We start from the raw sequence: 18744 nt of genomic DNA, 5'->3' as shown, positions 1-18744 counted from the left end.
CTCACTGGCAGCGGTCGACAGCCTCGATCGTGCGGGCCGCCTCGCCCAGGGCCTCGCGGAGCACCTCGGGGTCGGTCGCGGCGACGATGGCGTCATCGGGCGGGACGAGCCAGCCGGTGCCGGTCACCGGCGGTTCGGCCACGCCGCCCGCCCCGGCCTCGCCTCCCATCGGGATCCCGCGTCCGTACGTCTGCGTACAGGCGCTGCCGGGCAGGTCCCAGCGGTCCGCCGTGCCGGGCGGCACCAGGAAGCCGAGCGTGTCGCACGAGCCGTCGTGCAGCACCGGGCCGACTCCGACGCCCAGCCGCAGGATGTCCACCGCCTCCAGCCCTTGGCGGGCGGGCACGGTGACCAGGTCGCACCGCTGTCCGGGGCCGCCGTCCGGGAGCGCACTCCGGTCTCTGCCCGGATGGTACGGGTCCGCCGTCCACGAACCGCTGCTGGGCAATCCGGCCTTCACCAAGGGAAACGCCTCCTCCGCCGTGCTGCGTCCTGTCCTCAAGGTTCAACGCCCGTGTCCGTCAACGGCTACGGCGGAATGCCGCCACAAAGGGTGGCAGTTCATGGCAGATCGTGGGTGAGATATCCCGTTTGTAGCCAAACTGCCGTTACTGAAGGGGATATGGGCGGTACGGTTCGTGTCCGCCGAAACGGCATCACCGTAGGGAGAGGGTCGGCCATGACGCCGTTTCCCGCGTCTTCGTCGTCTTCGTCGACTTCGTGTCCGTCACCGTCGGCCGGGCGTCCGTCACCGCTGCCGGGGTCGATACCGCCGCCGTCGCCGGAGCCCGGGCCGCCGCCCGCGTCACCCGCGGCCGAGACGGCCCTGCCCCGGGAGACGCCGGCGGAAGCCCAGCCGGCCGGGGCGGCGGGCTCGGGGGCGCCGCGCCCCAACACCGCGTTCCGGCGGCTGCGCGGGCCGCTCTCGGCGGCCGAGTTCGCCGCGGCCGTGCGGCGGGCGGCGCGGGAGATCGGCGAACAGGTCTCCTGCGACGCCCGCTACATCGGCCGGGTCGAGTCCGGGGCCATCCGCTGTCCCAACTACGCCTACGAGCGGGTGTTCCTGCACATGTTCCCCGGCCTGGCACTGACGGATCTGGGGTTCGTACCCCGCGAGGCCGTCCGCGGGCACGCCGCGCGTGCCGGTACGGCCGGCGACCAGGGGGCGGGCGTACCACCCCCGCGCGAGCCGGACTCCGGGCCGCGCGGATCCGGGCCGCCGCGCCACCCCGTTCCGTATCACCACGGCCCGTATCCCGCCGCGCCGCGCCCGCGCGAGCCGGAACCCCCCGATCCGGAACTCCTTGATCCGCACCTCTCCGACCCTCAGCACCCCGACCCGTACCCCTCTGACCCCTGCAAGGAGAGCGACGTGCTGCGTCGCGCGTTCATCACCGGCGGCCCGGCCGCCATGGCCGCCCCGTCCCGGAGCGCCGGACCGGCCCACGAGCCCCGCCGCGTCGGGGAGTCCGAGGCGGTCGCCGTGGAGGATGCGGTGCGCCGCATCCGGGTCTTCGACGACCGGTTCGGCGCCGACGGCCTGTACGTACGCGCCGCCCAGCCGCTGCGCACGGCCTACGCCCTCCTGGACGCGGGCGCCCGCCGCCAGGCCGTCACCGACCGGCTGCACGCCGGGACCGGTGAACTCGCCATCTCCGTCGGCTGGCTGGCACATGACTCCGGGCGCTTCGCCGACGCCCGCTCCCACTACGCGGAGGCGCTGGCCGCCGCCCGCATCGCCGACGACCGGGCGCTGGAGGCGCACGCCTTCTGCAACATCGCGTTCCTCGCGCGCGACGCCGGGTGCCCCCGCGAGGCCGTACGCGCCGCGCAGGCCGGGCAGCACGCCGCCCGGCACCTCGACTCACCGCGGCTGCTGTCCCTGCTGGCGCTGCGCGAGGCGGGCGGCTGGGCCGGGCTCGGCGACCGTACGGCGTGCGAGCACGCGCTGCTGCGGGCGCACCGGCTGTTCGACCGCGGCCCTTCGGACGCCGATCCGGAGTGGATGACCTTCTTCGGTGCGGCCGAGCTGACCGGGCTGGAGGCGCAGTGCTGGTCGATGCTGGGCGACTGGCAGCGGGCCGCCGGGCACGCGCGGCGTGCGGTCTCGCTCCAGGATCCGCACTTCGCCCGCAATACCGCGCTGTACACGGCCGAGCTGGCCGTCGACCTGGCCGGGAGCGGGGTTCCGGAGGAAGCCGCCGCGGCGGCCGTCCGCGCGCTGGACCTGCTGGACCGGGTCCGGTCCAGCAGGATCAGGGTCATGCTCGACGAGGCGGCCCGCGCCCTGCGGCCGTACTCCGGGAACGCCGCCGTCGCGGACTTCCTCGCCCGCCATCGGAGCGCTGGGGGCACCTCCCTGCGTTAGCGCTGGGGGAGCCGGTCCGACGCGTCGGCCGTCAGGCCAGGTGGCCGGTGTCGTTCCAGCGTTCGAGCGCCGGCTCCCCGTAGGCCCAGCCCAGGATCGACAGGGAGGTCGGGTCGAGCCGCAGCCTGGCCGCGAAGGACGCGTCGAGGCCGAGCCAGCGGGCGGCGAGCGTCCGCAGGATGTGACCGTGCGCGAAGACCAGCACATCGCGGTCGGCCGAACGCGCCCACTCCACGACCGTGTCGGCCCGCGCGGCGAGCTGCGCCAGCGTCTCCCCCGGCGTCTTCGCCTCGGGGGAGTCCACCGGGACCCCGTCCCGCCAGATGAACCAGCCGGGTCGGAGAGCGGTGATCTCGGCCCCGGTCATGCCCTCGTACGCGCCGTAGTCCCACTCCATCAGCGCGTCCCACTCCTGCGCCCGGTCGCCGAAGCCCGCCAGCTCGCAGGTCTCCTTCGCGCGCAGCAGCGGGCTTGTACGGACCTCGACGTCCGGCAGGCCCGACCAGGGAGCGCGGTGCAGCCGCTCCCCCAGCAGCTTGGCCCCGCGCCGGCCCTCGTCCAGCAGCGGGATGTCCGTACGGCCGGTGTGCTTGCCTGCCAGCGACCACTGCGTCTGTCCGTGCCGAGCGAGCAGAATGCGCGGTGCCATGAAGGGGCCTTTCGCCGGGTTTCGCCAGATATCACGGCAGGGCCTCTGCCGCCCTCCCATCATCGCTCACCTGATCGAAGCCCTGCCCCGGGGTGCCCGGAAGGCAACCCGGGGCCCGGCGGCGGCGTCTTCCTCCTCGCACGCGGCTGCGCCGCAGAAGGAGCCCGCCAGTGCGGGACCGCGCCGGTCTGTGGCCTATCTCCCGGTTTCGGTCCGCTCTGACGGACGCCTCAGGGGGCGGTGCGCGGAGCGTTTCGCTCACGCCGTACGGTTTGATGCGCGCCAACCGTGGCCCGCCTGACTTTTTTGGAGAGCGTCCGGATGCCCCACACCGTGCCCCGCACCGGAGCATCGCCGGGCACTCGGCCACGTTGGTGGACCGAGCTGCCGCTGATCGCCGTGGTGTACGCCGTGTACTCAGCCGGTCGGCTGCTGGCCCCCGACGACGTGACGGCCGCCGTCAACAACGGCCTGGGGATACTCCGGCTGGAGAGAGATCTCCATATCGACTTCGAGACTCCTCTGAACCGGATATTCATCGACCACGCCTGGGTGGGGGTCCCCGCGGACTTCGCGTACGCGTCGCTGCACTACGTGGCGACCCCGGCGGTCCTGGTGTGGTTGTGGAAGCGGCGGCAGGCGAGCTATCAGTTCTTCCGTACCTGGCTGCTGGTCGCCACCCTCATAGGTCTGATCGGCTTCACCCTGATGCCGACCTGCCCGCCGCGGCTGCTGGACGCGGGCTACGGGTTCGTCGACGGGATGGCGCATTACAGCGAGTACGGCTGGTGGGGCGGCGAGGCGAGCGCGCCCCGCGGGCTCGGCAGCTTCACCAACCAGTACGCGGCCATGCCGAGCCTCCATGTGGGCTGGGCGTTGTGGTGCGGTGTGGCCCTATGGGCCCACGGGCGCTCCGTATGGGCCAAGATCGCGGCGGTGGTGTACCCGCTGAGCATCCTCCTGGTCGTCATGGGCACCGCGAACCACTACTTCATGGACGGGGCGGCCGGGATCGCCACGATGGGGATCGGCGCGCTGCTGGCCCGGCCCGTGATGCGGATGATCGACCGGATCCGCGACCGGCGCCGTGCCGCGGGCACCGCCGGCACCGCGGTCGCGCCGGTCGGCGCCGACCCGGTCGGTGCCGCCACCGAGAAGAGCGCGGGCACCGAAAAGCCGGAGAGCGCCGCGGATGTCAGTGCCGGATGCCAGACTTCGGCGCGTGAACGCGAACGTATCCCTCGACAGCACGGCGGAGGCCGCGGCGAGGAAGCGGACACCGGCGCCGCGGAGCCCGCAACCGCCGACGGCAGCGCTGCGGCACCAGCTCGCTGAGCTGCGCGGGCCCGCCGTACCGCAGCCGCTGGACGCGCGGGCCCTCGCCGCGCTGGCGGCCAATCCCGGCTGCCGCCGCCGCACCCTGCTGGACGGCGCCGGGATCGACAAGCGCGCGCTGGCCCGGGCGATGGGCTCCCCCGCGACGTTCGGGCAGTCGCAGTTCGCCCACCAGCGCGGCCATGTCTTCGAGGCACGCGTCAAGGCGGACGGCGGCGAGGAGCTGCTGAGGCTGCTGTACGAGCGGCTGGGCGGCGCGGCCTCCGGCCTGCCCGCCCCCGAGCCGGGCCGGGTGCCGAGCCCCGATCTGACGGCGGTGGGTCCCGAGGGGCGTACGGCGCGTACGGCGCTGGCGCTGCGCGAGGCCACGGCTGCCGGGCGATGGGCCGTGCTGGACCACCCGATGGTGAGCCTGAACGTGGCGGGATCGCCCGCGTTCCTGGAGCCGGACGCGGTGGTGGTCCGGCCCGACGGCACCTGGACCGTCGTGGAGATCAAGTCCTTCCCGGTGATCGACGGCGCGGCGGACCCCACCAAGGTCGGCGCGGCCGCACGGCAGGCGGCGGTGTACGTGCTGGCGCTGGAGCGGGTGGCCGAGCGGATCGGCGGGCCCGACCGGGTCCACCCCCATGCGCTGCTGGTCTGCCCCAAGGACTTCTCCAACCTGCCGACCGCGGAGCTCGTCGACGTACGCAAGCAGCGGTCTGTCACCCGGCGCCAGCTGACCCGGCTCACCCGGGTCGAGGAGATCGCCGCCGCGCTGCCCGGGGGCACCACCTTCGATCTGCGGCTGGCGGACGACGGCAGGACGCCCACCCGGCCCGCGGCGGAACTGGCGGCGGCGGTGGACGCGGTCGACGCCGCGTACGCACCGGAGTGCCTGGCCGCGTGCGAGCTGGCCTTCCACTGCCGTCAGCGGGCCCGCGCGGCGGGTTCCGTCGAGGCCCTGGGGCGCGGGGTGCGCGGGGAACTGGGCGGTCTGGCGACGGTGGAGGCCGTCCTCACGGCGGCTCTGCGCGGGACGTCGGCGCAGCGGGACGCGATCGGCCCGGATGATCCCGGCGCCGCCGCCGGCCCCGGCGGCCCGGACGCCGCTGCCCACCTCGCCGACGACCCCGCGGACCCCGCCGTCGAGGCGCTGCGGCGGGCGGCCGTCCTGCGGGCCGAGGCACTGGCCGGGGCGCTGGCCGGGGCGCTGGCCGGGGCGGCGGGCCGTGGGGAGGCGGCATGTCGCTGATCACCGCACTCGCCCGGATGGAGGCCGTCAGGGACGGGCGCGCGCGGCCCGCCGCCACCGTGCGGCACCGCCATGTGTCCGACCGCCCCCTGGTCTTCGTGCCGCTGACCACGGCCGGTGAGGCGGGCGCGCCGCTGGGGGCGCTGGTGGGCACCGAGCGGGACGCGCCCCGGCTGCTGGTCGTGGCGCAGCCGCGCGACCGGGATCTGCGGTTCGCGTTCCTCGCGGAGCTGGCCGAGGAGATGCTCCCGTACCTGGAGGGGTACGCGGACGACGTCGAGGCCGAGGAGCGCAAGGAGGCCGACCCGGAGACCGGGAAGAAGGTCCCGGTGGAGGTCGAGTTGTGCGTGGACGCCCCGCAGCTGCTGGTGCCCAGCGGGCCGGGCGTGGAGTTCGTCCGGCTGCTGGGCCGCTCGATGCGGTTCCGGCGGACGGCCGAGCAGGATCCGGAGACGCCCTTCCCGGCGCCCGCGCGGGTGCCGCTGCTCGGCCGGTGGCTGACGCATTACGGCGAACGGTCCCGGGTCCCCGGGTCGTCGCTGCTGCTCGCGGTGACCGATCTGCTCGGACGGCACTGGGCGACCGGCCAGAGCGCGCTGGAGGACCAGCATCTGGGGGCCCTGCTCGGCTGGATCGACCCCCCGGAGGGGCTGTCGGGGGCGGAGGCCGCGCTCCGGGCCGAGCTGGAGCGGGACGCGGACGGGCTCCTGACCTGCCCGCCGGCGGGGCCGGCCACCGACCCGGAGTTCGACAACACCCGGCTCGCTCCGGCGATGAAGCGGTACGACGCGGAGCGGAGCGCCCTGGCCGACGGGGTGCCCGGCGCGGCGGCCCGGCTGCGCGGGGCCGAGGAGGAGCTGCGGAAACTGATCGGCGCCCAGCTGCGGCCGACGTGGCAGGCCGTGTGGCGGGCCGTGGATCTGCTGCGGGCCCTCCCGGAGGGGGCGCGGGTGGCCGACCGCTGGAAGCGCGACCGCTGGTCGTACACCGGCCATCGGGACCGGGTGCGGGCGGGAGAGCCGCCGCAGCCCAAGTGGGACGACGCGGTGACGGCGGCGCAGAAGCTCATGGCGCGGGAGACCGCGCAGGCCCAGCTGGACGCGGACGAGGCGCTGGACGACCCCCTGGTCATGGCGGGGCGGCGGCTGGCCGGTGAGGCGTTCGCCGGGCGGGTCGCCGCGGTGGAGATGGCCTGGTCGGAGGCGAAGGTGCCCAGGCCGCGGCCGCTCGTCACGGTCGTCACCGAGGACCGTCCGCATCTGACCGGGGAGGCGAAGCTGTTCCGGGCGCTGCCGGACGGGAAGACGCAGTCCGGGGAGTTCGCCGGGTACGCGCCGGGCGGCCTGGTGGTGCGGCTGACCGGCGGGATGGGGCGGGGCAGGACCCCGGCGCCCGGTTCGGTGCCCGAGGAGGGCGACCGGGTGTGCTGGACGCTGTTCGAGCACGCGCCGCGCGGCGGACCCGAGCTGCCCGATCCGGAGCGTACGCCGTGGACCCACGGCGGCCCTCCCCCAGCTAGCGCCGGGAGGTGCCCCGAAGTCGCCCCCGGCGAGGGCGACGCCGCGACACGACCCGACCCCGTGACCGAGGAGGACCATCTGTGAGGGGCACGCCCCCGGCCGCCGGAAGGCGGTCCGCGCGGTCGGCCGCGTCCGACCGTCATGCCGTCGGCGGCCCGACCCGGGCCGCGCGCCTGACCCCGACCGCGCGCCTGACCCGAGCCGTGGGCCCGACCCGGACCTCAGGCCTGACCCGAGCCGTGGGCACGACCCGGGCCGCGGACGCGCCTCGGCGTCGTCACGCGCCGGGCGGGGCCGCCGCCGCGCCCGCATGGCCGCCGGTCCGCACGACCCCGGCGAGCGGGCCCCGGCCGGTGGCCCGGGCCTCGTCCGGCGGGCGGCGGGAGGCTCACGTCGCGTCAGCGCGGATGGCGGTCCGCACCACGGCGCCGGGGCGCGCGTTCAGGCCGGTGGACCGAACGCCGTCCGGCGGGCGGCGAGCAGGGCGCGTCGCGGCGGCGCACGTGGCCCGGTCCCGGCAGGGACGTGGCCGCGAGGAGGCGGTGTGACCGGCCGGACGGCGGACGGGACGGGCCGCACGGCGGAGCCCCCGGTGTTCGATCCCGGCGCGGCCGCCGCGGCGGCGACCGAGGCGATCCTGCACGAGACGCTGCACGGCGCGCACCGCGGTGTGGTCGTCGACTCCCCGCCCGGCGCGGGCAAGTCGACCCTGGTGGTGCGCGCCGCCCGCGAGCTGGCCGCCGCCGGGCGGCCGCTGATGGTTGTCGCGCAGACCAACGCCCAGGTGGACGACCTGGTGGACCGGCTGGCCCGGGAGGACCCCGAGCTGCCGATCGGGCGGCTGCACAGCAGTGACACGCACCCGTACGACCCGGTGCTGGACGGGCATCGCAGCGTGGTGAAGTCCGCCAAGGCGGCCGACCTGGCGGGCCTCGACGTCGTGATCTCGACGGCCGCGAAGTGGGCGCACGTCAGGCACGTCGAGCCGTGGCGGCACGCGATCGTCGACGAGGCGTACCAGATGCGGTCGGACGCGCTGCTCGCCGTCGCCGGGCTGTTCGAGCGGGCGCTGTTCGTCGGCGACCCGGGGCAGCTGGACCCGTTCAGCGTGGTGGGCGCCGAGCAGTGGGCGGGGCTGTCGTACGACCCGTCGGCGAGCGCCGTCGCCACACTGCTCGCGCACAATCCGCGGCTTCCCCAGCACCGGCTGCCCGTGTCGTGGCGGCTTCCGGCGTCCGCGGCGCCCCTGGTGTCGGACGCCTTCTATCCGTACGCGCGGTTCCGCAGCGGTACGGGCCACGGCGACCGGCGGCTGTCGTTCGGCGTGGCCTCGGACGGCTCGGGCCCGGACCGGGTGCTGGACGAGGCCGCGGAGTCCGGCTGGGGACTGCTGGAGCTGCCCGCCCGCCGCACGCCGCGTACGGACCCGGAGGCGGTGCGGGCCGTGGCGCTGGTGGTGCGGCGGCTGCTGGACCGGGGCGGGGTGGCGACCAGCGAGCGGTCGCCCGATCCGGTGCCGGTGACGGCGGACCGGATCGCGGTGGGCACCGCGCACCGGGACCAGGCCGCGGCGGTGCGGTCGGCGCTGGCCGCGCTGGGTGTGTTCGGGGTCGCCGTCGACACCGCGAACCGGCTCCAGGGCCGGGAGTTCGATGTGACGGTGGTGCTGCACCCGTTGTCCGGGCGGCCGGACGCGACGGCGTTCCATCTGGAGACGGGGCGGTTGTGCGTGCTCGCGTCACGGCACCGGCACGCGTGCGTGGTCGTGTGCCGCGCCGGGGTTGCGGAGCTGCTGGACGAGCATCCGTCGACGGAGCCGGTGCAGCTGGGGGTGACGGTGAAGTTCCCGGACGGCTGGGAGGCCCACCACGCGGTCCTCGCGCATCTGAACGAGCACCGGGTGGCATGGCGGCCGTGACGCGGCGGCGCGTGCCGGGTACGGCATATACCGGACGGGTATGTGCCCGGGCCACTTGCGCACGGCGAGACAATGGAATGCGGCAGACGATCCGGGAGGTACGTACATGTCCGAGCCGCAGTCGGCTCCCCGCCCACGCTCCAGCGCCGACACCGAGCGACGGCTGAAACCCGCGCCGCTGCTCTTCGAGCCGACGGAAGCCGCGGCCGATCCCGAGCACTTCTTCGATCTGGAGTCGATCGAGGATCCGCGCGAACTGCTCTCCCGCTCCACGGAACTGGTACTGGCGTTCCGCGCGGCGACGGATCGGGCGATGGAGTACCAGGCCATGGCGGCGGCGCAACTGGCCGATCCGCGCCGGTTCGACCGGCTGCCGACGGCGCTGATCGCGGAGCAGGCGGAGTGGACGGAGGACTACGCCAAGAAGATGGTGGAGTTCGGCCGCGAGCTGATGGGCGACAGCGGCCATCGGGAGTGACGAGGGCTCGGCGCTGGTGCGCGAGGCGGCTCATGATCGCAGATCATGAGCCGTTGGCATATGTGTTCGGCGCAAGATACTCCATCCCGCACGATCCTGTCCCGGATTTGTCGGTTCGACGTAACCGGAACGCAACCCGCCACTAGATCTGGTCGACATGACCACATGGCCTCGGGAATCACAGCAGACCGCCGCGCACGTCACCGCCGCCGGAGCCGAATGGCTGGCCTCGGCGAGCCCCTTCCCACGCAGCGTGCGGGCCCTGTGGGCCGAGCGACCCGCCACCTCGATCGTGCTGCCCTGCGGTGTCACCTTCGACCTGATCAGCGCGCCCGCGCTCTTTGGCCGCCGGATGGTGAACCGGTTATGGGCCGACGGTCCGGGGACGGGCCCGGTGGGAACGCAGCGGGGCCGGGTCCTGATGTTCGCCCAGCCCGGCACGGCGCAGCGGCTGCCCGCCCTGCTCCGCTGGGAGGAGTGGGGCACGGGCGCACCGCCGCTGCTGTGCCACGGACCGGGGGACGCGGTGACCATTCCGCCCCTGCGGCCGGTGGAGCAGTCCGAACCGGACGGCCCGCCCGCGGCCCGTTGGCTGGTCGCCCCCGAGGTGCGCGAGCCCTGGCTGCCCGGGCCCGACGTGCTGCTGTGGGCCTGCGTGCGGGCCGCTCGCGGCAATCCGGGTACCGCTGGCCGCACGTCGCTGACCAGCGCACCCGCGGTCTCCCCACGCTGATCACGGGCTCGGAATTATCGATTTTCGTTCAGCCGGATCGGGGTGCTAAGGTCTCTTACGTCAGCAGGCGCCGCTAGCTCAGTTGGTTAGAGCAGCTGACTCTTAATCAGCGGGTCCGGGGTTCGAGTCCCTGGCGGCGCACAGACGGAAGAAGGCCCCCACCACGGTGGGGGCCTTCTTCGTTGCCCTTCCACCGCCGCCGCACGCCGAGGCCCGGCTCGTACGGGCGGGGCTCGCCACGGCCGCTCGCGCCGTGCGCGCCGTACCGCCCGCCACGGTCCTCACGAGACAGCCGAGGCCAGTCGGACCACCGCGTCGTCCGGCCCCGGCATGGCCAGCATCTCGCCGCGGAGCCGCTCCGCGGCCGCGGCGTAGCGCGGCTGCTCCACCAAGGCGAAGAGGTTGTCGATCAGGCGTGTCTCCGCGCGAGCGGACTGGACGGCACGCGCCGGAGCCCGCGCCCCGGGTGGGCGCGGGGTCCCGCCGCCCGGCGGCGTCCAGACCCGCGCGACGCCCACGCGCGCCAGCTGTGCGGCGTTGAGCCGCTGCTCGGGGCGCGGCGGCACGATCAGCTGCGGAACACCGGTCAGCGCCGCCGCGAGCGCCGCGCCCCCGTTCCCCTGATGCAGTACGGCACGGCAACCGGGCAGCAGCACGTGCAGCGGCCCCGCGGCGCTGCCCGTCCGGATGATCCGTATCCCGCGCGCCTCGACCTGCCGCACCGCCGACCGCACCGGTTCCGGCAGGCCCGCCGGATCGTCCCAGGCCACGCAGACCCGTGGCCCGACGAACGCCCGGCGGACCACCCCGTCCGACGCGCGGCCGGACGCCGCACGCCCAGGGGGGCCGCCGGGGTCGCGGGTGCGCGCATCGCCCCGCGACCCGGCCGGGGAGCCGTCGCGAGAGGCGCCGGGAGCGGTGCCACGGGGCCAGGCGGGCCCGGCGCCCGGGGCTCTGTCGTACCGGCCCGCCATGTGTCGCAGCCGCGCCACGGTCGCGGTGTCCAGGGGCGGCGGGACGAACCGCACGCGCAGTCGGCGCTCCGCGGACGGCAGCGCCACACTCGGCGGGCACGGGTCGAGCCACAGGTCCGGCTCCCTGGCCGGGTCTGCGCCGTACCGCTCCAGCAGGCGGGCGAGGCCCGGCAGCGGGGGTCCGTCGAGGCGGTGCCGGTCCAGCCGGATGATCGCGGCGCTCCCCGAGAGCTGGCTGATGGCGGGCGCCCCCAGCACCGCGGCGGCGACGATGCCCGCGTACGAGGTCGCGTCGTGGACGACGAGATCGGGCTCCCAGCAGCGCGCGAAGGAGACCAGGTCCGGGGCCATCGCCTCGGCCGCGCGCAGCCGCGCCCCGGCGGTCGCCCGGAGCACGGCGTGCTGAGCTCCGGTCAACGACGCGGGGTGCAGCGGCCAGTTGGCGGGCCACACCCCCGGAAGGCCCGGCATCGCCACCGGCGTCGCCCCTCGCGGGGCGGCGGCCGCGATCTGCGGGCCGACGAGTACGGCGAGCAGTCCGGCGCGGGCGACGGGTTCGGCGCACCCCGGCGGTACCGCGACCCGCACCCCGTGCCCCGCCGCGACGAAGGAACGTGCCAGCGGCAGCAGCGGGGCGAGGCGGCCGCCGGCGGACCGGGTGGTGAACAGAACGCGCACGAGTCCCCCTTCCGTGCGGATCATCCGTTGCGGATCAGCGGACACGGCCGGCGGCCTGGACCGCCGTGAGGTGTACGGCGAGCTCCGCCGCGCCGGTGGCGGGGGCGGAGCGGCGGGCCGCGCGCCAGGCGTCGGCGGTGGCCCACCAGGTGACGAAGGTGTAGGCACCGGATTTGAGCAGCGACCTGGTCAGGTCGGCGTGGAGAAATCCCTCGCGGTCGCACAGGTCCGTCATGAACGCGGCGTAGGCGCGGTCGAATTCGCCGAGGTTCATGCCCTCGGCGACCAGCCATTCCACGACGAGCGCGGGCGCTCCCTCGGAGATGTCGTTGTCGCCCGAGCGCAGCACGTTGCGCGACGGGTCGACCTCCACCTCCGACAGTGACCGGAACTCCCGCGCCCGCTCCTGGAACATCGCGCTGCTGCGGGCGTGTTGGAAGCTCTCCGGGTTGCGCCAGCGACTGAGGTCCACATAGGTGGCCGGGTGGTCGGCGAGCCGCACCGCCTGGTGCGAGTCGAAGCCCGGCTGAGCGCGGAGCCAGGCCGCGTGATGACGGAAGTGGCGCTCGAACTCCTCGTCCCGGACGGGGTGGTGGAGGGTGAAGGTGGTGACGACGGTGAACAGTCCGGTGGAGTGCCGCAGCGGGCCGGGCATGGGGGACCGCCTTCCTTCAGCGGGGCCTGGTCGTCGGGTGCGGTCGAACCACCACGGCTCCGCCCTCCGCGCGGGGAACGGGGAGCGGAGCCGTGACCGACCCGGCGGGGAGGGGTTTGCCGGGACGTATCAGGGTGGTCCGTCAGGCGGCGAACAGATCCAGCACCGGACGCCGCCACCCGCCGCCCAGATCCAGGTCGAGGGCGGGGTCGGAGGCGAGGACGGCCTGCTGGAGCTTCCGCAGCCGCGGCGAGGGTTCGAGGCCGAGATCCTCCACCAGGCGGGTGCGCAGCCCCTGATAGACCTCCAGGGCCTGCCACGGGCGTCCCGCGCGGTAGAGGGCGGCCATGCACTGGGCGTGCAACCCTTCGTGCAGTGGGTGACGGGCCGTCAGCTCGGTCAGCTCGGTCAGGAGCGCGGCATGGCGGCCCAGGCGCAGGTCGGCCTCGATCCGGCGCTCCAGGACGCCGAGCCTGCTCTCTTCGAGCCGGGCCACCTCGATCTCCAGGATGGGGCCCACCCGGACGTCCACCAGGGCTGGGCCGCGCCACACCGCCAGGGCCTCACTGAACAGCAGGGACGCCTCCCCGTCGTCCCCCGCGTCCAGCGCGTCATTGCCCGCGGCCACCAGGCGGTCGTATTCATGGACGTCCACCGCGCCCGGTTCGGCCTCCAGGAGGTATCCCCCGTAACGGGTGGCCAGGACCGCCTTGGACGCCTGCGGGGCCTGCGGCCCGTACGCGGCGGCCAGTCTGCGGCGGAGCTGGAGGATGTACGTCTGAAGCGTGGTGAGCGCGCTGCGCGGCATATCGGCGCCCCAGATCTCCTCCATCAGAGTGGGAACCGGCAGCATCTGGTTGGCGTAGACGGACAGCAGTGCAAGGATCTGGCGCGGCTTCCCCGCGCTGGGCACGATCGATTGACCGCACGTCTCGACGCTGAGCGGGCCCAACAGTTTGATGTCCATGGATCCGTACCTCCGTCACCCGTCACACATCAGTCGGATGCCCCCCTGGCCGCGGTCCGCCATCGAGGCATATACGAGCCTCGCGCGCGGGAGGTGTGCGGGACCAGTGCGGGATTCCTGATCTCGGCGTGAATCCTGGGTGGCGGTCGCCATGACAAGCTCACACCCTGGTGATGAAGGAGTCACTGGTTCGCGGTGCGTTCCTCATCGCGGACATCACCCGGGCTCCTCGCCACGACCAGTGCGCACGTTGAGGAGATGTCCCCATGAACAACAGCGCCATCGCGACGCCGCCGCCCAGCCGGCCGGCGGGTGAGCAGAACCGGTCCGTACGCGAGCGGAGCCAGCCGGCGGCCGCGCCGCTGCCGCCCGCCCACCCCGCCGGAGCCGATCTCGTGATCGAGGACCTTACCGCGGACCCCTGGCCCGCTCCGCCGCCCGGCATCTGCATCTGCACCGTCACCGACCACTGATGGGGACGCTGCGCTTCGCACCGCACCTGACGGTCGCCCCAGTCCCCGGCGAGGCCGTCTACCTGGTCTCGGAGCGCGGCGTCACGGCCCTGCACGGCGGCTATGCGGCCGCGCTCGCGCCACTGCTCGACGGCACCCGGGACCTGGCCCGGGTGCTGGCCGACGCGGCGCACGCGGTCCCGGCCGAGGAGGGCGCACGGATCGTCGACCGATTACGCGCGGCGGGTCTGGTGTACGAGAGCGACGGCGAGCCCGGCCCAAGGGAGGCCTACTGGTCGCTGGCGTGCGGGGCCGCGACCGCCGTATCCACCGAAAGCGCGGGGAGTGCAAAGAGCACCGGGACCGCGCATCGGACCGCCGCCGTCACCCCGGCCGGCCGGCCCGCCGCCGTCGCCGTCCTCGGCTCCACCGATCCGTCCGACGCCCATCGGGCGCTGCGGGCGGCGGGGCTGCGCCCCGTACCGGAACCGGCCGCTGCCGCCCTGACGGTGGTGGTCTGCGACGACTACCTCGACCCCGCGCTGGCCGGAGTCGACGCCGAACACCGTGCGGCAGGGCGCGGTTGGCTGCCCGTCAAGCCGGTCGGCACCACGATCTGGATCGGGCCCTTCCTCGGCGACCCGGACGGCCCCTGCTGGTCGTGTCTGGCCGAGCGCCTGTGGCGGGGACGGCGGGCCGAGGCCCATCTGCTCGGGCGGCTGGGGCGACCGGGCCCGGTGCCGCGCCCGCCTGCCGCGCTCACCGCGAGCCGGTCCACGGCGCTCCAGTTGGCCGCCCTTCAGGCAGCGGGGTGGCTGGCCGGGCACCGGCACCCCGCCCAGTCCGCGCTGTGGACGCTGGACTGCCTCACCGGCGCCGGCGAACGGCATCCGGTGCAGCGCCGGCCGCAGTGTCCCGCGTGCGGAGACCCGTCGCTGGTCGCGGACCGGGTACGGGCGCCCTTCGCACTGCCGTCGGAACCGTCCGCCGGCGCGGCACCGTCCGCCGAGCCACCGGCCGGTCCGGTCGGGGCGGTGCCCTCCGCCGAGCCACCGGCCGGTCCCATCGGCGCGGTGCCCTCCGCCGAGCCGTCAGCCCGGCGTCTCCTGGACACGTACGCCCATCTGATCGACCCGCTCACCGGGCTGGTGTCGGAGATCCGCCGCGATCCGCGCGGTCCCGCCTTCCTCAACTGCTTCCACGCGCGCTACCGCCCCGCGCCGGAGCCGCCGGGACCGCTCGGGCCCCTCGGCCCCGCCGCGCGGCCCGGCCTCGACCGCGTACGCGCCGGGCTGCGTGCCGCCGCCCACGGCAAGGGGGCCACCTCGGTGCAGGCCAGGGCCAGTGCCCTGGGCGAGGCGCTGGAGCACCACAGCGGCCGCTTCGCGGGGGATGAGCCGCGGCGGCGGGCGCGCCTGCGCGACCTGGAGCCCGGCAGCGCGGTCCATCCGGACCTGGTGCAGCTGTACGCCGAGCGGCAGTTCGCCGACCGCGCCCGCTGGAACGCGGCCCATGCTCCACAGCACCAGGTGTGCGACCCGTTCGACCCGGACGCCGAGATCGACTGGACTCCGGTGTGGTCGGTGACCGCCGGTCGGCACCGGCTGATGCCCACGGCGCTGCTGTACTACGACGCCCCCCAGCCGCCCGGTCGGCGCTACTGCCTGGCCACGTCCAACGGCGCGGCGGCGGGCGGCGATCCGGCCGACGCGGTCGTGCGGGGCTTCCTGGAGCTGGTGGAGCGGGACGCCGTCGCACTGTGGTGGTACAACCGCACCCGGCAGCCGGGGCTCGACCTCGACGCCTTCGAGTCCTCCGGCGACACCTGGCTCGGCCGACTGCGGCAGGTGCACGCCGAGTTGCACCGTGAGGTGTGGGCCCTGGACCTGACCACCGACCTGGGCATCCCGGTGGTCGCCGCGCTCTCCCGCCGTACGGACAAGGCTGCGGAGGACGTCACCCTCGGCTTCGGCGCGCACTTCGACCGGCGTACCGCGCTGCGCCGGGCCCTGGCCGAGCTCAACCAGATGCTGCCGCCCGTGGTCCACGCGTGCGCCGACGGCTCGGGATACGACACGGCGGACCCGGACGCGCTGCGCTGGTTCCGCACGGCCAGCGTGGCGGGACAGCCCTATCTGGCGCCGGATCCGGCCGGGGTGCCGCCGCGGGAGCCGGGAGCGGACGGCACGGCGTACGGCACGGATTCCGGCGGTCTCGGCGCCGTACGGGACATCGTGCGCGCGCACGGCCTGGAGCTGCTGGTCCTGGACCAGACGCGCCCCGACGTCGGGCTGCCGGTCGTCAGGGTGTGCGTCCCCGGACTGCGGCCGCACTGGGCGCGCTTCGCACCCGGACGCCTCTTCGACGTGCCCGTGAGCCTCGGCCGCGTCGCCGCTCCCACGGCGTACGAAAGCCTCAATCCCGTGCCGTTGTTCATGTGATCTTCAAGCCTCTTTCGATCCCGCCTCCGCGGCTGTGGAGATCGGATACTCTCGGGCAAGCCATCTCATACGGCACAACCATCCGGAGGATGAGTGCAGGGCAACCCTTTGCCCGATGACGCCGGGCACGCCGCGGAGACACACCAGGACGACCTCGCGCCGCGCATGGCCGTGATCATCACCGCGGTCGTCCTCCTCGGTTACTTCACTGTGGCGATCACCTATGTCGTCGACGCGCACCCCTCCGCGAAGGCCCTCGACGCGGCCTTGCTGATGCTGACCCTGCTGCCCGCCCTCGCCGTTCTGCTGGCCCTCCAACTCGCCCATTCCTTCCCGGGGCTGGCACCGCGGCTGAGCGGCGCCCGGCACTGGACCCTGGGGCTCCAGGCGCTGCTGACCTTCCTTCCCTTCGCCGTCTTCAAGCACGCCTGGCTGGGCACACCGGGGTTCCTGGCCGGATCGGCGCTGCTGGTGCTGCGGTCCCCGCTGTCCTGGATCGCGTTCGGCGGGATCATGGCGACCACTGATGTGCTGCTGTTCCAGGTGGGCTTCGGGTGGGGCGAGGTCGCGTACACCACCGTGTCCACCGCGCTGACCGGGCTGGTGGTCTTCGGCCTGTCCCGGCTGACCGGCCTGGTCTCCGAGGTCTACCGGTCGCGTGCCGAGCTGGCCCGGCTGGCCATCGCGCAGGAACGGCTCCGGTTCGCCCGCGACGTCCACGACCTGCTGGGCTACAGCCTCTCCACGATCACGCTCAAGTGCGAGCTGGTACACCGGCTGGTGCCCGAGGAGAACTCCCGCGCGCGGCAAGAGCTGCGCGAGATCCTGGAGACGTCCCGGCAGGCCCTAGCGGACGTGCGGACGGTGGCGCGCGGCTACCGCCGGATGTCCCTGACCGCGGAGGCGGGCACCGCCCAGTCCATGCTCGCGGCGGTCGGCATCCACACCACCGCCCGACTGGAGTGCGGGGAGCTGCCGAACCTGGTGGACACGGTTCTGGCGAGCGTGCTGCGCGAGGGGCTGACCAACGTACTGCGGCACAGCAAGGCGGAGCACTGCACGATCGAGGCGCTGCGCGAGGACGGTACGGTGCGGCTGACCCTGGCCAACGACGGCGTGGGCAGGCCGTCCACGATCCTGCGCGCCGACTGCGCGGACGGTGGGAGCGGACTGGGCAACCTCACGGCCCGGGTGGAGCATCTGGGCGGGCGGCTGAGCGCGGGGGTGCGCCCCGACGGCTGGTTCGAGCTGACGGCCGAGCTGGATCCCACCGGGACGGCGGGTTCCGGCAGTGGTCAGGACCGGGGCGCCGAGGAGGAGTACGGACCCGCGGTCACCGCCTGACCGCAGCTCAGAGCCAGCCGGCTTCACGGGCGATACGGATGGCGTCCACCCGGTTGCGGGCGTTCAACTTGGTCACGACGGAGGTCAGATAGTTCCGCACGGTGCCTGCCGACAGATAGAGCCGGGCCGCGATCTGCGCCGCGCCCTCGCCCTCGGAGGCGAGCAGCAGCACCTCGCGCTCCCGCGGCGTCAGCGGCTCCGGTTCGTCGTCCAGCGCCGCCAGCACAAGCTGCTGGTCCATCACCCGCTCGCCCCTGGCGACGGCCCGGATCGCCTGGCTGAGCGCATCGGGACTGCTGTCCTTGAGCAGGAAGCCGGAGACGCGTGCGGCCAGTGCCCGGCGCAGGTTCCCGGGCCTGCCCAGGCTGGTCAGCATCATGGTGCGGCACTCGGGCACGGCGGTGTGCAGCGCGGCGGCGGCCGTCAGGCCGTCCATACCGGGCAGGTCGATGTCGAGCACGGCGACGTCGGGTCGGAGCTCTCTGGCGCGCGGCAGGATGTCGGAGCCGTTGGCCAGTTCGGCCACCACTTCGATGTCGGGTTCCAGCTCCAGCAGCGCGACGAGCGCCTGCCGCAGCATCCGCATGTCCTCAGCGATGAGAACCCTGACCACGTCGCCCCCCGAACGTCACTGTGGTTCGCCGCGCACCGTCTTTCCGGACCGGTCCTTCGGCCTGCGCTCGCGGCCGGGGGCAGTCCGGGAGTCAGCCCCCGACAGAACCCAGTACCCCCAACCACTCACCTCCATACGATTATTCCCAAATCTTTTTGATGTCTCCACTACGCGTCCGGCGATTCCGCCATTCGTGAAGAGGGCACGGCCACCACACCAACCAGGTTTAAGAATGTCCGTTCGACAAAGGTGGGCACGTGCGCCTCATGTACCCCCAGGGCCCGATCCCCGATTTGGCGAAAATCCTGCCGCCATTTCTTCCCAGCCTCGCCCTACGAAACTCATTCCGTCTCCGCTCCCCCATACGTAACAGGTGCCGCCG

At 74.2% G+C, this 18744-nt stretch carries 16 protein-coding genes and 1 tRNA gene; 11 read left to right on the top strand and 6 right to left on the bottom strand.

Features of this window, described 5'->3' with window-relative positions; translation table 11 throughout:
* Window position 1: 1 nt before the first annotated feature.
* On the bottom strand, window positions 2-463 hold the full coding sequence (locus tag ACQUSR_RS22070; protein ID WP_431044324.1) for a hypothetical protein: 462 nt from the start codon (window positions 461-463) through the stop codon (window positions 2-4).
* A gap of 216 nt (window positions 464-679) precedes the next feature.
* On the opposite strand from ACQUSR_RS22070, the gene ACQUSR_RS22065 reads away from it, so the two are divergent.
* Window positions 680-2368: a hypothetical protein gene (locus ACQUSR_RS22065; protein ID WP_431044323.1), complete on the top strand. Its 1689-nt coding sequence runs from the start codon at window positions 680-682 to the stop codon at window positions 2366-2368.
* Window positions 2369-2399: 31 nt separating this feature from the next.
* On the opposite strand, the gene ACQUSR_RS22060 is transcribed toward ACQUSR_RS22065, so the two are convergent.
* Window positions 2400-3017, bottom strand: coding sequence for a histidine phosphatase family protein (locus tag ACQUSR_RS22060; RefSeq protein WP_431044322.1), 618 nt, complete (start codon window positions 3015-3017; stop codon window positions 2400-2402).
* A gap of 321 nt (window positions 3018-3338) precedes the next feature.
* Here ACQUSR_RS22060 and ACQUSR_RS22055 point away from each other — a divergent pair, with 321 nt between their 5' ends.
* The 7 genes from ACQUSR_RS22055 (at window position 3339) to ACQUSR_RS22025 (ending at window position 10379) form a co-directional block, all read left to right on the top strand.
* Window positions 3339-4352: a phosphatase PAP2 family protein gene (locus ACQUSR_RS22055; RefSeq protein ID WP_431044321.1), complete on the top strand. Its 1014-nt coding sequence runs from the start codon at window positions 3339-3341 to the stop codon at window positions 4350-4352.
* On the top strand, window positions 4240-5589 hold the full coding sequence (locus ACQUSR_RS22050; RefSeq protein ID WP_431044320.1) for a hypothetical protein: 1350 nt from the start codon (window positions 4240-4242) through the stop codon (window positions 5587-5589). The genes ACQUSR_RS22055 and ACQUSR_RS22050 overlap by 113 nt, the downstream gene beginning before the upstream one ends.
* Window positions 5580-7193, top strand: a complete 1614-nt coding sequence (locus ACQUSR_RS22045) for a hypothetical protein (protein WP_431044319.1) — start codon at window positions 5580-5582, stop codon at window positions 7191-7193. Before ACQUSR_RS22050 ends, ACQUSR_RS22045 begins: the two co-directional genes overlap by 10 nt.
* A gap of 460 nt (window positions 7194-7653) precedes the next feature.
* Window positions 7654-9027, top strand: coding sequence for an AAA domain-containing protein (locus ACQUSR_RS22040; protein WP_431044318.1), 1374 nt, complete (start codon window positions 7654-7656; stop codon window positions 9025-9027).
* A gap of 106 nt (window positions 9028-9133) precedes the next feature.
* Window positions 9134-9505: a hypothetical protein gene (locus tag ACQUSR_RS22035; RefSeq protein WP_431044317.1), complete on the top strand. Its 372-nt coding sequence runs from the start codon at window positions 9134-9136 to the stop codon at window positions 9503-9505.
* Window positions 9506-9662: 157 nt separating this feature from the next.
* A complete protein-coding gene (locus ACQUSR_RS22030; protein WP_431044316.1) occupies window positions 9663-10238 on the top strand; it encodes a bifunctional DNA primase/polymerase in 576 nt (191 codons plus the stop codon).
* Window positions 10239-10305: 67 nt separating this feature from the next.
* Window positions 10306-10379 (top strand) — tRNA-Lys (locus tag ACQUSR_RS22025).
* Window positions 10380-10519: 140 nt separating this feature from the next.
* On the opposite strand, the gene ACQUSR_RS22020 is transcribed toward ACQUSR_RS22025, so the two are convergent.
* From ACQUSR_RS22020 to ACQUSR_RS22010, 3 genes are all read right to left on the bottom strand, one after another.
* The gene (locus ACQUSR_RS22020; RefSeq protein WP_431044315.1) at window positions 10520-11890 is read right to left on the bottom strand and encodes a nucleotide disphospho-sugar-binding domain-containing protein; all 1371 of its coding nucleotides are present in this window, start codon (window positions 11888-11890) and stop codon (window positions 10520-10522) included.
* A gap of 34 nt (window positions 11891-11924) precedes the next feature.
* Window positions 11925-12545: an antibiotic biosynthesis monooxygenase gene (locus ACQUSR_RS22015; RefSeq protein WP_431044314.1), complete on the bottom strand. Its 621-nt coding sequence runs from the start codon at window positions 12543-12545 to the stop codon at window positions 11925-11927.
* A gap of 142 nt (window positions 12546-12687) precedes the next feature.
* A complete protein-coding gene (locus ACQUSR_RS22010; RefSeq protein ID WP_431044313.1) occupies window positions 12688-13512 on the bottom strand; it encodes an AfsR/SARP family transcriptional regulator in 825 nt (274 codons plus the stop codon).
* Between the two features lie 266 nt (window positions 13513-13778).
* On the opposite strand from ACQUSR_RS22010, the gene ACQUSR_RS22005 reads away from it, so the two are divergent.
* From ACQUSR_RS22005 to ACQUSR_RS21995, 3 genes are all read left to right on the top strand, one after another.
* Complete coding sequence (locus tag ACQUSR_RS22005; protein WP_431044312.1) at window positions 13779-13985, top strand: hypothetical protein; 207 nt, start codon at window positions 13779-13781, stop codon at window positions 13983-13985.
* Window positions 13985-16405, top strand: coding sequence for a TOMM precursor leader peptide-binding protein (locus tag ACQUSR_RS22000; RefSeq protein WP_431044311.1), 2421 nt, complete (start codon window positions 13985-13987; stop codon window positions 16403-16405). Before ACQUSR_RS22005 ends, ACQUSR_RS22000 begins: the two co-directional genes overlap by 1 nt.
* A gap of 93 nt (window positions 16406-16498) precedes the next feature.
* Window positions 16499-17749 (top strand): sensor histidine kinase, encoded by a 1251-nt coding sequence (locus ACQUSR_RS21995; protein WP_431044310.1) that lies wholly within the window; start codon window positions 16499-16501, stop codon window positions 17747-17749.
* 7 nt (window positions 17750-17756) lie between these two features.
* On the opposite strand, the gene ACQUSR_RS21990 is transcribed toward ACQUSR_RS21995, so the two are convergent.
* Entirely contained in the window at window positions 17757-18362 is a 606-nt protein-coding gene (locus ACQUSR_RS21990; RefSeq protein ID WP_431044309.1) for a response regulator transcription factor, read from the bottom strand.
* Between the last annotated feature and the right edge of the window lie 382 nt (window positions 18363-18744).

The sequence above is a fragment of the Streptomyces sp. P1-3 genome (assembly GCF_050613155.1).
Taxonomy (GTDB): domain Bacteria; phylum Actinomycetota; class Actinomycetes; order Streptomycetales; family Streptomycetaceae; genus Streptomyces.
This window is presented reverse-complemented; position numbering and strand designations above follow the sequence as displayed.

Bases quoted from the DNA above. Each gene is read 5' to 3' on its own strand.
- ACQUSR_RS22045 (WP_431044319.1), top strand. From the start codon at position 5,580: ATGTCGCTGATCACCGCACTCGCCCGGATGGAGGCCGTCAGGGACGGG.
- ACQUSR_RS22055 (WP_431044321.1), top strand. From the start codon at position 3,339: ATGCCCCACACCGTGCCCCGCACCGGAGCATCGCCGGGCACTCGGCCA.
- ACQUSR_RS22000 (WP_431044311.1), top strand. From the start codon at position 13,985: ATGGGGACGCTGCGCTTCGCACCGCACCTGACGGTCGCCCCAGTCCCC.
- ACQUSR_RS22005 (WP_431044312.1), top strand. From the start codon at position 13,779: ATGAACAACAGCGCCATCGCGACGCCGCCGCCCAGCCGGCCGGCGGGT.
- ACQUSR_RS22030 (WP_431044316.1), top strand. From the start codon at position 9,663: ATGACCACATGGCCTCGGGAATCACAGCAGACCGCCGCGCACGTCACC.
- ACQUSR_RS22060 (WP_431044322.1), bottom strand. From the start codon at position 3,017: ATGGCACCGCGCATTCTGCTCGCTCGGCACGGACAGACGCAGTGGTCG.
- ACQUSR_RS22010 (WP_431044313.1), bottom strand. From the start codon at position 13,512: ATGGACATCAAACTGTTGGGCCCGCTCAGCGTCGAGACGTGCGGTCAA.
- ACQUSR_RS22015 (WP_431044314.1), bottom strand. From the start codon at position 12,545: ATGCCCGGCCCGCTGCGGCACTCCACCGGACTGTTCACCGTCGTCACC.
- ACQUSR_RS22035 (WP_431044317.1), top strand. From the start codon at position 9,134: ATGTCCGAGCCGCAGTCGGCTCCCCGCCCACGCTCCAGCGCCGACACC.
- ACQUSR_RS22065 (WP_431044323.1), top strand. From the start codon at position 680: ATGACGCCGTTTCCCGCGTCTTCGTCGTCTTCGTCGACTTCGTGTCCG.